Source organism: Chryseobacterium vaccae (assembly GCF_009602705.1).
Lineage (GTDB): Bacteria > Bacteroidota > Bacteroidia > Flavobacteriales > Weeksellaceae > Chryseobacterium > Chryseobacterium vaccae.
On record NZ_VSWH01000001.1, the window covers coordinates 1,264,320 to 1,277,978 of the forward strand.

Below are 13,659 nucleotides of genomic sequence, written 5' to 3' on the forward strand. Positions count from 1 at the left end.
TTTAAATTTTAAGGTTGATTGAATTATTTTTTCTCTTCCTGTACCAGTTCAGGCGTATATAATGCTGCCTGAAACTCCGGCTGGTAATCGTACTTAACCAGTTTATTTAAACCTAATGATCTGATAAAAGTTGACAAAGGACCATCAGAAAGATTTAATTGAATATCTTCAGCACTTTTGCTGCTCGCTTTCTTTATGGCACGAACATCAGTATAACCATGTGTTAGCTGACCTTGTTTATTCAGATTGATGAAATTAGAACGCATAATTTCCGGTGTTGATGCAGAAACATCCAGTTTTTTCCCTGCCATCGAAAAGTCAAAATTCCCTTTTTCATCGTAATAATTAAACGTCAAACTATTACCCTCGTTCGTGTAATTGATAGGAATCAGCCATTTGGGCAAATTGTAACCGTAAACACCTCTCACTCTTGCCAACTCCGTATCTACCGGAAGTTTCAACACGTATCCCCAAAGGTTCTTATCATTCAGCTCACCCATCAGCGAAATCAGTCCCCAATTGCTTCTACCCGGTTGTGTGGTTACAATAGAGATGGACAATTCGTTATAAAAATCGTTATCGCAGTAATGGTAAGCGTAAGATGTAATAGCTATCAATCCCTTGCCGGGCGTATAGGAAATTGGTTTTACCAGACCTTTAACCTTTTCCGGAATCAATTCCTTTATTTTTGACATATCCGCCGTGTAAATAGCTGTAATGCTGCTGTTACTGTAATAGAAGTTAGGCGAATAGGTTGTAAAGCCTACTTCTTTTTTTTGTTTTTGAATGGTTTTGAACCAGCTCAGATCAATATCAGGTCTTTCCTTTGCAACGATATCCATAGGCGAATTTGAATGAAATCTGTCAAACAAACCGCCTGTCAGTACGGGTATCTTCTGTCCCGCCAGTTCAATGAGTGTATCCTTATCAGTAGGATTATTGGTTTTTGGTTGTACATTTTCCTTATTTGAAGCTGTATTAACGACAGCTTTACTTAGGAAAAAGCCAGGGGCAAAGAGTAGGATTATAGCGATAATTACTGCGATTGCCAGAATTTTTAAGTTTTTCATTTTAAATCGTTTTTTAATGTTGATTATTATCTATGATTTTAGATTGTGCTATTTGTTTATCCAGTTCACGTACCACGACTTTTGCCATTTTTTTAGAACTGAAAGGGTTCTGTCCGGTAATTAAATTTCCATCGACAACAACCTTTGAGGTCATCGGGATAAGTGCTTTTCTGTAATCCGAACCCTGGTTCTTCAAAGTCTCTTCAAGATTGAAAGGCACTTCTTTTTTTCGGCCGGCAAGACCTTCTTCAAACCAGTTATAACCAGTTAGTTTTTTATCTTTGATCAGATAATTTCCATTGGACAATTTTACGTTAAGCAAACCACTGACTCCATGACAAATAGCGGCCACCATTTTTCCACTTTCATATTGATCACCAATAATTTTTTGGAGCGTTTTATCATCGGGGAAATCATACATTGTTCCATGTCCGCCTGCCAGATAAACCACATCAAAATTGTCATTTTCCACTTCCTTAAGGCTTCTGCTATTTTTCAACAATTCACGGAAGGAATTGTCATCCCAATATTTTTTAGATATCTTATCCAGGGTAAAAAATTTCAGACTCTCTGGATCTATAGGAACATCACCACCATTGGGACTTGCAATGGTAACATCATAGCCTTTTTCTTTTGCTGCCTGATATATATGCGTCACTTCACTTAACCATAGGCCAGTAGGATAATTCCCACTTGCATACATATTGATATTGGTAACAATAATTAATATTTTAATAAGATTCATTGTATAAGTATTTTTATACAACAAAGGTCCAAAACATCCGATGAGTTATTGTAACCTAAATAAGGTAAGTTGTAACAGAATCTCTGTTTTATTGATCTATTTCAAACTCCAAACCCAATAAAAAATAAAAAAAGATGGGTGGTAATAATTACCACCCATCTTTTCAATATTTATTGATATTAATTGCATTCGTTAAATTAGAGTACCTTTTCATTAATTAAATGAGGCTCTGAATTCCAGAGGCGAAAAAGTAGTACGGTTTTTAAACAGACGATGAAATGATTGTGGATGCTCAAACCCTAAATGATAAGCGATTTCTGATACAGACAATTCCGTTGTTGAAAGCAATTCTTTGGCTTTCTCTATCAATCGGTTCTGAATATGCTGTTGGGTTGTCTTTCCCGTCTGAACCCGGAGCATATCGCTTAAATAGTTGGCACTTAGATTCAATTCACTTGCTATTAAGTGAACAGAAGGTATTCCATTGATTACTAAATTATCATTCTTGAAATAGCTATCCAGTAAGTTTTCCAACTTTGTAAGTAAATCATTATTCGCCTTTTTTCTCGTTAAAAACTGACGGTTATAGAAACGGTCACAGTATTTAAGCAAAAGCTCAATATTGGAAACCAGCAGATCCTGTGTAAAACTATCCATATTCCCTTCAATTTCATTTCCAACGTTATGAATGATATCCATAACAGAGGTTTCTTCTTTTTCTGAAAGGTGCAACGCCTCATTGGTCGCATAGGAAAAATAACCATAATCTTTAACCTGCGATGCTAAAGGATATCCCTGAAAGAAATCAGGATGCACTACCAAAACAAAGCCCTTTACACCATTCAGAAGCACATCTTCAAATTGGAGTACCTGATGAGGGGCAATGAAATACATGATCCCTTCATCAAAATCATAATACTGTTGTCCATATCTGCACTTACCTCCCGCACATTCCTTTTTCAATGCAATAACATAAAAATCTGTAGTAATTGCATTTAGGATCGTTTCCGGTTCCAGATTGACATCATCAAAATTGAACACACTAATCAGTGGATTCGACGGTTTTTTCAATCCTAGAAACTGATGAAGGGCATTAATTGACGAAACCTTTTCTGGAGTTTTCATATTTTGATTTTCTGATTTATACATAACTAATTTACTGCTTTTTTTTAATTGAAGTTTGTTCATTTCTGATTTGTTCAATCCCTTCCCTGTAACTTGTTGTGTGAAATTCCGAAAAACGACTTCTGAATTTGGCATCCTCAAACAGATTATCAAAAGCATACCTTGGTAGTAATTCCAATAATTCAGCAAATACTGTACTGGATTGTGCTCCCTTTTGGAATATATATTCCGGTACTATTGTAAACTCAAATTCCTTTCCATAAATTTCAGATACCAGACTGATAAACTCGGCATAAGTGGGGTGACTATTATCCACGGGTAAATGCCATGTCTGCCCATATGCATCAGCCGTATTTCCGATCAATGCCGTGGCACGGCTTGCATCCGGTGTCCAGATCAGACTCCTTCTCTTATCTGTACTCAGTGGTATTTCAATGGTCTGCCCTTCTTTGATTTTATTAAAGATCATTGTATTGGTAATACTTTGTGTTTTTCCGGGACCATAAAACTCAGGAGCACGACAAATTACCGCTTCTATTTGCCCTGCGTTCATTTCTTCCAGCAGCATTTCTGTCATTTCTTCTCTTACCTTTCCCTTTCTGCCCACAGGGGCAAATTCAGTATCCTCGGTAAGAACTCTGCCATCCTGTGGATACATATACGTGTTATCAAAGAACACGAGCTTAGTTCCATTAATCTTGCATGCATCTATAACATTTCTGGTAATGAGAGAGAACTGCTCCTCCCAAAGAGATGTACTAATAGGCAATCCTAATGTGAAATAAGCAATTTCACTGTCTTTTACAGCTTCAACCGCATTTTCTCTAATAGATAAGTCTGCAAGAAAAACCTCATCGGTATCATTTACTTTTTGTGCATTTCTACCAACAATCCGGATATCTGAGGTAAAGTTTCTCTTCAACTCTCTTGCCAGTTCTTCGCCTATTTGACCGTTAGCTCCCAATATTGTTTGCATATTACTTTACGTTTAATTCTTTACTATCTTTATTTAGATCTTTCTGTTAATTCAGGAGTATACAGTGCCGCCTGGAATTCCGGCTGATAATCATAACGCATTAGTTTACCAAGATCCAATGATTTGATAAACATGGATAAAGGCCCATTGGTAAGATTGAGCTGTACGTCTTCCTTCTTTTTGCTGCTTGCTTTCTTAATCGCTCTGACATCAGTATAACCGTGAGTCAGTTGGCCATTTCTATCCTTGTTAATAAAGTTTGAACGGACAATATCCGGTTGAACATCTCCAATAGCCAGTTTTTTTCCTCCCATCGAAAAATCCATTTTCCCGGACTCATCATAAAAGTCGAACTTCATCATCTCTCCTTGATCACTATATTTCATTGGAATCAACCATTTCGGCAGGTTATATCCCACTAGCCCACGAACTCTCGCCAGTTCTGTGTCTACAGGAAGCTTCAGAACGTACCCCCAAAGATTTTTATTCTTAACCTCCTTCATAAGGGAAAATACGCCCCAATTGGTGAAGTTTGGCTTCGTAGTTACAATAGAGATAGATAACTCATTATAGGAATCATTATCACAATAATGGTAAGCATATGCTGTGATTGCAAGCAGGCCACGTCCAGGTGTAATTGAAATAGGTTTCACAATATCACGAACTTCTGCTGGGATGAGCTTTTTCAGCATTTTCATATCAGCAGTATATATTGCCGTTATACTACTGTTACTGTAATAGAAATTAGGAGAGTATGTTGTAAACCCGACCTCCTTTTTCTGTTTTTGAATAGTTTTAAACCAGCTCAGATCAATTTCAGGCGCTTCTTTTTCAACTACTGACAAAGGTGGGTTTGAACGGAATCTGTCATAAAGTCCTCCCTTTAAAACAGGAACCTGATGCCCTCCTAAATTGATGATTGTCTGGTTGGATTTGAGCGTATCCATTTTACTATAATTTTTATTCCGTTCAGAAATTGAAACATTTTTGTCCGCAATCTGCGAGTTAAAAGAAATTGTGCCTTTTACATCGATAGCTGCCATACCATTGGAATACATACCCATACTGGCAGTTATAACTAACATTTTAAATGTGTTCATACTATATTGTTTTAAGTATGACAAAGTTCTAAAGACTGGAAACAAACAGTGTATCCGAATTAAGGTAAGTTGTAACAGAATCTCTGTTGAATAAAATTGGATTAGTAATTTAAAACGATACTATGTCATTCGAACACCAAAAAATCACGGAAAATCATATGTTTTTCGCTAAATTATTTTCAATCGCTGTTCAAATGCAAACAAGGAAATTTCCTTTAAAAAATGATTTATTTTCTCATCATTACCTAAAGTTTCTCCTACTCTTGCCCCAGATTTTTCTAATTTTATTCCAAATATTATTTTTATAAACTCCGGTAACATATTCAGAATATTTTCATTGGTTATTACTTTCTCAGGAAAAAATAATCTTACTATTCTTTGTTTTGTTAATATATCAGAAACCTCATAAATGTCTCCTAAATGACAAAATATATTATTCCCTTCTTTTTTTCCAAACATTCCTACTCCTGCCTTTAATGCTTGCTCACGTAATTCTGAAGCATAATTCCTTAAATAGACTTTACAACTGTTCTTAATGAGAAAATAGTCATCGTAATCGATTTTACCCATTGAAAAAAGCTGATGTGCATTTAAACTTCTGTCAATCGATTTATCCATTGCCCTTCCTATCTCTCGTTTTTTGCTTTGATAAGCTTCTTGTCTTCCTTTATCAATCTCTTTCAAAAAATCATTGGCTACCTTTAAAAAAGGAATATCAATCTGTACTTCTTTAAGGAAAATTAGAAAATTAGTATTAACAAAATCTGTTCTAATACGATACTTGCATTCTCTGGTGCAGTGGTAATAATAGTATTTCTTATATTTTCCCTGCGAAGAACTTGCAGTTAATGTTTTTCCACAGATAGGACACAAAAGAACACCTCTTAATATGAAGTTTTCATTAAGTACTTTTTTCTTTTTGACAAACTTTGAATTATTTGATTCCTGTAATACTTTTTGAACTCCCTCAAACAATATTATAGATACAATTCCTGTATGTAATCCACTAATAACCTTGCTTTCTTCATTTTCAGATTCAGGAACTTTAATTTGTCCACAATAAATGGGATTTCTAATTAATCTATAGAAAGCGCTCATACTACATCTCAAGCCTTTAGAGAAAGCATGCTTATATATTTCTGATATTGTAACTCTTTTTTCTTTTATTATCTCTTCAAAAGCTTCACGAATTATAGAAGCTTCAGGACCATAAGGAGCAATATATTTTTTTCCATCCGCTGTTACTTTATTCCGATATCCTAAAGGAGCTCTATTGATCCATCGACCTTCTAGCCTTGCTTTTTGCATACCTAAACTTACATTCCGGCTTCTTTTATCATTTTCGACTTCAGATGTAGCCAAATATACCGCAAGTATAATCTTACTTTCTGGTATAGAAAAATCTATTGGTTGATCAATAGCTTGAAGAGAAACTTCCATACTTCCTAGTTTCTCAAGCATTAAATAAGCATCTGTAATGTTACGGCTAAACCTATCCCAATAAGTAAAGAGTATAGTGGCCGGACGATGTTTAAGAGATTTAATCTTAATCATTAATCTATTCCATGCAGGTCGATTAAATGTTTTCGCTGAATAGTCCTCGAAAATAGTTTCTGTAATAATCAGGTTATTATATTTACAATAATGCACAAGACGCTCCAACTGGCTGCGCTGGGAATATCCTTTTACAGCCTGCTCATCGGTACTAACTCGTATGTAGAGATAAATGGCAGACATAGTTAGGTCGCTTTTATTAGAAGAAGCCTTTACCTAAAAACGTGAAAATTATGTATTTTATTGAAAAAATTAATGGCTTTTTATTTTTGTATGCTGTTATTTTTTTGTTTAAAAAAATCATTACCTTTTTGATATACGACTTATTTATTGTTAAATATTTACTAAATCATCTGTATATATTTAATCTTCCCATCAATCTCACCTACTCCAATCCAAGTATGTGCAAAAAGCTGAGTTTTTTTATAATGAATGTACTTGCTTAATTTTTCTTTTAGTAAATGTTCATCTTTTGCAATCATATATGTAAATCCAAGCCCACCACGCTCTTTAGTAAAAATCGAACAATCATGCAGCTGCTTATCTTTTTGAAATTGCTTTATATTTTTTTTATATCTTTTAGAAAGTTCAGTGATAGATTTTTTATTAAACTCCATCAACTGCACAGAAGTTTCTATGGACTGTGGTAAATTTGAATCATCAATTTTTGAAATCAATTCTTTAAATTCAATATTCGAAAAATAAGAAGGTTTTCTAATATATTTATTTGGCAAATTGAATTTATACATATAATAGTTATTGATAAAATCAGTCTCAGGTTCAAAATAAAAATGATTCACCCCATCGTTTTTATTCTCTTCAATCATAAAGCTCAATTGAGCCCCTCTTTGTTTTAGAAAATAACCAATCAAGTCAAGTTCTTCATAAATATAGGTATTTTCATAAGTTAAAAACTTATTTCTTACTTTTAAATAACTGATTAACAAAGAAGGTGTTTCAAAAAAGTCATTTACAACAACTAAATCATATATACTTATAATCCATGGAAAATGATTATCATCAAAATAGTTTAGTTTATCTGAAGTTTTTAAAATAGGAACAATATTCCCTAGTTGTTCCAAAGTTAACGAAACCAATACAACTTCTTTAAAATCATTGAGCTGTAAATTTACTTTTTGTTTATTCTTATTCTCAAATACGACATCTTTATTTTCTTTTAAATATGAAAGAGTTCTTAAACATTGACTATAAGATCCCTTTATTATATCATTTAAATGATCATCAGTTTTAAGTTTATGCCCTGATTTTGCTTTAGATGACAACCTGTTTGCTTTTGCTTCAATAATAAATAAATAATCATTAAAGACGAGTAGCCCATCTGTTTCAAACCTATTTTCCTTATTACCATAAAACATATTTGAGTAAAAAGTAGATTTTGGTAAAATGTTTTTAAAATATATTTCGGACTGGCGTAGCAAAAAATCATGTTTATATGAGATAAATTTTCCATACAGCTTTACGTTTTTTTTAAATTCATTTTCAAAAGCGTCCTCAACTACCCATACCAATAACGGAATTGATGGAATAACATATTTATTATTATACTTGATTAAGGGCTTTTGTTTTAGAATAGAATTAGGTTGATATATGTTTTCAGAATTTTCAACAGAAGTGAAGCCACATGAAAATCTATCTAAAAAATTCTCAACATTTTCTAAAGGTATTTCTAAAAAATCAGCTAATTCATATGCTGAAAATGTTCCCGCCTTATTAAAATTAGCCAATAATTCATTAAAAAAATAAACCTTATATATTTTACGAATTTCTGAATCTGATAATTTTGCTATTTCTTCTATATTATCAACTTCAATTATTAATTCATTTTTAGAAATTTTCCCATTTTTAAATCCAATTGTTTGTTTTGAATGATATCTAGCCCTTTCTTCAACCTCATTGAGAAATTTATTGTACTTAAAATTTAAAAATCTAGCTATGTTATCTCGAATTGTAATAGAATTATCCAGAGTAAAGCCAAAAATGGACATAATTTGATTTCCAAAAGGTTTAAATAACTCTTTTGAAAAAATTAAGTGATGTTTAGGATGACCTGGGTTTCTTACTTTTTTTGATTCGTTTTCAATTTTAGATACAATTTCATTAAAAACATCATCTTTCTCTTCTTCTTCAAACATTTGCTTCGCATCTGTCATTGTACAATATTTCAACGTTGCTCTTTGAATGTTTAAAAAATCTTCTAAAATTTCTTCGGTAAGAATAGATGTGTCATCTACAAAATCACTTTTTAGACATTGACAAGCTACTACTTCCGAAACAAAAAAATGTTTATCGTCCCTATAATCAGTATATTCTTCAGAATTATGAAGATGATTGTAAAATGCAATATAAGAAATAAGGTCAAAAGAGTTTATCTTGCTACAAATATCTTGGATTATAGATAAATTGGATTGAATTTCAATTGGAAGTTCATTTTTCCATTTATCTATTAAATTCGGTTCAGTCATTTATTAATGTTTTTGTATTAAAAAAAATAAAATTTAACACCTAAAATAGCTATAATTGTATGAATATTTTTAATAATAAAACTCTTCCATAAAATCCTTTCTTTGCTCATCCTCAATTTCCTTTTTCTTCCAACCTATTTTTTGTTCGAAATAATCTATATGCTCTGAATAGTCTAAAATGTTTGGTAGTGCATTTATCATTTTTAGAATATCCTGATAAAATTCAATTTTCTTCTGAATTAAAGGAACTCGACTGCCCGACCAACTTTCACTTCGTCCAAAATTAATTTTCCTTGTTAGAGTAACTTCCTTATTGATAAGAAGAAACTCTCTAAAACATTCGACAAACCAACCATTAAAATTATGATACACAACTTCAATAAGCATTAACACAATCTTTTCATTTTTGCTATGTTTTTGAGTAAGTTTAATAATGAGCGATTTTACTTTTTCTGTTCTATCCTCATTGACATCCCTAAAACTGAATAAAGAATAAATATCTTCTTCAACAATAAATGTATATTGTTCATTTGCTAAAGCTGTCAATAACAAATCTTCAATCAATTCTTCATATTCCTCGTATTCCCACAACGTACTTGTGTTAATTTTTTCCAACCTCAAATTGGATGAATATCCCAATCCAATTTTTCCATTTTTTAAACTGTCATTGATGAAGTTTTTATCCAAATCTAAAAGGGCTTTTAATTCTCTTCCCTCATAGTCAAAGTGAGAATCTATTTCATATTGTGCCCAGTAAGCATCTTTTAAAAGTTCAGGATGTTTAATAAAGTATGATGAACAATCAGCACAAAAATCAATCCCAAAATCACGTATTGTTTTACGTGTCTTAGTGAGTATGATGCTTGTCAAATAGGTGATGATATTGTGATTTTCAAATTCAGAATTTTCTTTTTTATATTCTTCAAATAAAGGTCCATATTTTAGGTAATCAAGCATTCGATGGATATAAATATATTCGTCAGGCTTTAAAAAAGTATTTATGAAAAGCTTAAAAAAAACTTCATTGACCTGTTCTTCGGGTAACATTACTATTAATACAGATTCCCAATAAGGTTTTCCTTGAAATTCATAATCATTCATTATGTCCAAGAGTTCTTTTCCCGTCATAATAAGTTCGACCAAAGCAATATTTATTATGGTGGTTCGCAATGGAAAAAGTACTCTGCCACTAAAAAACAACTTTAGAGCATTTTCAAATTCAGATTTACTCTTTCTTGCTATGGAAATATAAATATCAGTAACTGCTGATTCTATATGCCATCCGTTATTATCTTTCTGCTGCTTATACAAAGCATTAATATTTAATAGAAATTTCTCTAGACTTTGCCAATCTGTTGCTTTTACAAAAACATCAAACTCTTGCCTTTTTTCTTTTTCAGATTCCTGGATAGATTTTCCCTCTCTATATTCCCAATCCGGTTTTAAAAACTTGGAAAGTTTTCTTATATCAGATTCAATAAACTCATTCCAGCTTTCAGGGTATACAGCTCCCGCTTCTGTTAAATGTTTGGCAAGAACACTTACAAACTTACAATGTGCATATTGTTTATTATCCAATTTTTCAGAAATGAGCTTTTGATAAATTGGTAATTCATCTACATAAATACTTTTGTCAATGTCTCCACCCGGATAAATGATTTGATGTAGTGCTTTTTGCACCTGTTCATTTTCGATTTCAAATAAATGATAAAATTGATTAAGAATGCGATCCCTTAATTTCATTAATTCATCTGATTTATATAAATCAAAATTATAAATTGTAAATGCGTGTCCTTTTGCTGAACGAAATTCATCATAATGCCAACCTAAGAGTGCCTCTGATAAGTTTAGAAAAATACCATTTGCAAATGTTTTTTGAGCATTAATTAAATTATCATCTAACAACATATCCAGCAACATATTTTGCCGTAAGTATCCTTGTTCTCGGTCCTCTAATGTATATTTAAAGTCATCGTGAATGAATTTTAAAATTTCGGATAATCGGCTTGGTTGTTTATTTAATAATGCTAAAGTCAGCTCAAGCGAAGGTTTGAATAATTCATTAGGATGGCTCCAAAAACCTTTTAACAGTTCAAAATGTTTCGTAGCTCTGGTATGGTCATTATGGACATAACTAAATTTAAGTGTTTCAATATATTCTTCCTGTGGAAGGTTTTCTATCCATTTTTTCAAATACAATAGGCAATCCCGACCTTTATAAAACCAAAATAGATTGTAAAAAGCATACAATTCTTCATCGGTTTTTATTTGCTTTATTACTTCATTCAAATGCAGTAATACTAAGTCTCTTACATGATAGTAAACAAATGTGTTATTCACATCTATAAGCGTAGTACGGATTCTATTTGAAAGTTTCTCTATAAAAGTAGCAATCCATTCTGCATAATTGATAACGGAAGATTTATTATCAATAAAACATTTATAGAATGTATAGGTTGCTAGCACCTGGTCTGATACTTTAACTATCTCGTTGGAATAAACATCTAATATTTCATTGTTATGAAGTTCCATTATAGCAGTCCATAGTTCATTCCAGTCAATATTAAACTTGTTTGATAGAATTATTTTCAATTCTTCATTGTTTCTGTCTAGAACACCAAAAAATGAAACAATAGCAAGAGATTTAAGAATGATTGGATTATTGAAAATGCCTATCTCTTCGGAGATTTTTTTAAAGTATTTTTCATACAGTAATACAGGGCTATTTAAATAATTAGTTTCAGAATCAGGGGTAACGGAAGAAGTAGCCATTAGTGCAACTCTTGCATTACCTTTGGCTAAATCCACTATTTTTCTTTTGATATCACTATGATACTTCAGATTGGGTAGAGCTGCTAGAATTATTTCCCTTATTTCTTCATCCTTAAATTCAGGTATATTAAATTCTTTATACAAATAACTATCAAGCGTAACCGAAACTTGTTTTTTTACATAATCTCTGGTTGTAATTATAACTTTTGCTGAATAAGATTGTGAAGCTTCTATTTTATTAAGCAAATAATTTAGATTATTGATTGATTTATTGGCATCGTCAAACAATATTATGTGTTGTTTTCCAGGTAAAAAAAGATGTTGATAATCATCCAATAATGACACTCCTGAACTTTGGATAACGATTGGAACATAATTATCCCTTGAAAGTTCCTCTAAGATTTTGACTGCCAATTTAGATTTGCCGACACCTGCTCCACCTGACAATAATAAAATATCGTATTTCTTTAAAGCCTCAATACTATTTTTAAGTTCCTCTTCTCTACCAATAAATTTATTGGTAAGTGATGGCTGTATGCCTTTTCCTGTTTTCAAAAGGAATTGTTCAAGTGTATAGATGTCCCCTTTTACAACTTGAATGTTGAGATACTCGTCAGCTAATTTAGGAATATCAAATATGAGGAATGGCAGATTCTGAATATTTAAAACCTCGAACTTTGTGCTTGGATTATATGATTTTACTTTAATATTTAATAGGTTATGTTCTTCTGCACTTATTTTTTCATTACAAGCTAATATGACTTTTTCTATTTTCTCTTTTTCTATTGTCGTTATATCTTCCTTAAAACAATGATCCACATCTTTTGAAAGTTTATCAAAAAAGGATTTTGATTCTCCTAATCTTTCCTTAGTAGTGCATTCAACAAAAATATATTTATCTTCATTTACAAAAAAGGAATCAGGTGTCCCTTTACTTGTTTTCTCTTTTCCAACAACAGCACCAGGAGCACCAATAAATTTATTCCCTTGTAAGTATAATAAATGATTTACTAAGGTTTGAAAACTTGCTTGGTTGATTGCCTTTAATGCATTCTCTATTTGAGTTATAGTATTCATGAGCTAATAAGTCTATACTAGCAAATATATTAAAAACAAGATTTAGAAAAATTATAATGAAATGAGGACCTATATTGCAGGTTGTCATTAATATAAAACTCAACAGGATTCAAACCAAATCAAATCACCATAGAATGTTAATTATCAACCAACTACACCTAAAATAGTTTCTATATCCGTAAAAAAAGAGTTTGAATAGCGTCCTGTCAAGTTCACAAGACGGGGATTAAAATTTTTCAAATTTTGATCCCCTCTTTTTTTCCTCCTATTTCCCTCTTAATCAAAAAGATATATTTAGCAAAGCTATTGATTTTAGCGGTTCGAAAAACTGTTCCATCGAAAACTAACTTTTCAGGAAATATCGAACCGACAATTGCCCGCTTATCTATAAGATTTGCACTTTTATAGCGATCAGCAATATTTGTAACAGCGTTAAGGGCTAATGCCAACTTCTTCTCAATTTCATTTTCAGGATTAGATTTCATTGCGAGAAGTTTCTCTTCTAATTCCTCCAACTCTTTTTTATATCTATTCTTAATATCCCTAAAATCATCTTCATCAATTTTGTCTGCAAGAAACATATCTCTTGCTCTAGAAATTCTTTCCTTAAGAGCTTTAATTCTGTCCGTAACATTGTTCCTTTCATCCGCTACACTAGTTGATACATTATTAAAATTATTAAGGATAATTGTATTAAGAACTTTGCGAATGCCAGGCTGAAACTCATACTTTGAAAGTTCATTAACAAACAATTCGT

The 13,659-nt window shown here is 32.0% G+C and carries 9 protein-coding genes; all 9 read right to left on the minus strand.

Features of this window, described 5'->3' with window-relative positions; translation table 11 throughout:
• Positions 1-23 precede the first annotated feature (23 nt).
• A complete protein-coding gene (locus FW768_RS05785; RefSeq protein ID WP_153393598.1) occupies positions 24-1,070 on the minus strand; it encodes an acetoacetate decarboxylase (ADC) in 1,047 nt (348 codons plus the stop codon).
• A 13-nt stretch (positions 1,071-1,083) separates the two neighbouring features.
• Positions 1,084-1,815 carry a type 1 glutamine amidotransferase domain-containing protein gene (locus FW768_RS05790; protein ID WP_153393600.1) on the minus strand — a complete coding sequence of 244 codons (732 nt, stop codon included), beginning with the start codon at positions 1,813-1,815 and terminating at the stop codon, positions 1,084-1,086.
• 213 nt (positions 1,816-2,028) lie between these two features.
• A complete protein-coding gene (locus FW768_RS05795) occupies positions 2,029-2,940 on the minus strand; it encodes a helix-turn-helix domain-containing protein (protein ID WP_185151943.1) in 912 nt (303 codons plus the stop codon).
• A gap of 31 nt (positions 2,941-2,971) precedes the next feature.
• Positions 2,972-3,916, minus strand: coding sequence for an NAD-dependent epimerase/dehydratase family protein (locus FW768_RS05800; protein WP_153393603.1), 945 nt, complete (start codon positions 3,914-3,916; stop codon positions 2,972-2,974).
• 29 nt (positions 3,917-3,945) lie between these two features.
• On the minus strand, positions 3,946-5,016 hold the full coding sequence (locus FW768_RS05805; RefSeq protein WP_231128637.1) for an acetoacetate decarboxylase (ADC): 1,071 nt from the start codon (positions 5,014-5,016) through the stop codon (positions 3,946-3,948).
• A gap of 168 nt (positions 5,017-5,184) precedes the next feature.
• Positions 5,185-6,753: a recombinase family protein gene (locus tag FW768_RS05810; RefSeq protein ID WP_153393605.1), complete on the minus strand. Its 1,569-nt coding sequence runs from the start codon at positions 6,751-6,753 to the stop codon at positions 5,185-5,187.
• A gap of 161 nt (positions 6,754-6,914) precedes the next feature.
• A complete protein-coding gene (locus FW768_RS05815) occupies positions 6,915-9,053 on the minus strand; it encodes a hypothetical protein (RefSeq protein WP_153393607.1) in 2,139 nt (712 codons plus the stop codon).
• A 69-nt stretch (positions 9,054-9,122) separates the two neighbouring features.
• Positions 9,123-12,902 (minus strand): nSTAND3 domain-containing NTPase, encoded by a 3,780-nt coding sequence (locus tag FW768_RS05820; RefSeq protein WP_153393609.1) that lies wholly within the window; start codon positions 12,900-12,902, stop codon positions 9,123-9,125.
• 236 nt (positions 12,903-13,138) lie between these two features.
• Positions 13,139-13,654 (minus strand): hypothetical protein, encoded by a 516-nt coding sequence (locus FW768_RS05825; RefSeq protein WP_231128638.1) that lies wholly within the window; start codon positions 13,652-13,654, stop codon positions 13,139-13,141.
• Positions 13,655-13,659 lie beyond the last annotated feature (5 nt).

Coding starts and splice junctions, on each gene's coding strand:
- FW768_RS05820 (WP_153393609.1), bottom strand. CDS start 12,902: ATGAATACTATAACTCAAATAGAGAATGCATTAAAGGCAATCAACCAA.
- FW768_RS05790 (WP_153393600.1), bottom strand. CDS start 1,815: ATGAATCTTATTAAAATATTAATTATTGTTACCAATATCAATATGTAT.
- FW768_RS05795 (WP_185151943.1), bottom strand. CDS start 2,940: ATGAAAACTCCAGAAAAGGTTTCGTCAATTAATGCCCTTCATCAGTTT.
- FW768_RS05810 (WP_153393605.1), bottom strand. CDS start 6,753: ATGTCTGCCATTTATCTCTACATACGAGTTAGTACCGATGAGCAGGCT.
- FW768_RS05800 (WP_153393603.1), bottom strand. CDS start 3,916: ATGCAAACAATATTGGGAGCTAACGGTCAAATAGGCGAAGAACTGGCA.
- FW768_RS05805 (WP_231128637.1), bottom strand. CDS start 5,016: ATGAACACATTTAAAATGTTAGTTATAACTGCCAGTATGGGTATGTAT.
- FW768_RS05815 (WP_153393607.1), bottom strand. CDS start 9,053: ATGACTGAACCGAATTTAATAGATAAATGGAAAAATGAACTTCCAATT.
- FW768_RS05785 (WP_153393598.1), bottom strand. CDS start 1,070: ATGAAAAACTTAAAAATTCTGGCAATCGCAGTAATTATCGCTATAATC.